The following is a 201-nucleotide window of genomic DNA, read 5'->3' on the forward strand; positions in this document are numbered from 1 at the left end:
GGCGCGCAATCGCTGGGTGCGATGACGGCCGAAGCGGTGGGAATGCTGTCCGAGAAACTGTATAGCAAACCTGCAAGTCAACTTACGGAAGATGAAAAAGCCACGGTGAGTGCATTTGCGAGTCTGGCGGCAGGTATTGCGGGTGGTTTAGTAGGCGGTGATACCTCCAGTGCAGCAAATGCCGCAGAGGCAGGGAAGACC

General features: G+C 56.7%; 1 protein-coding gene. It reads left to right on the forward strand.

Features of this window, described 5'->3' with window-relative positions:
• Window positions 1-201, forward strand: a 201-nt coding sequence (locus M992_RS14580) for a VENN motif pre-toxin domain-containing protein (RefSeq protein WP_162200750.1), incomplete at both ends; no start/stop codon positions are given.

The sequence above is a fragment of the Moellerella wisconsensis ATCC 35017 genome (genome assembly GCF_001294465.1).
Taxonomy (GTDB): Bacteria; Pseudomonadota; Gammaproteobacteria; order Enterobacterales; family Enterobacteriaceae; genus Moellerella; species Moellerella wisconsensis.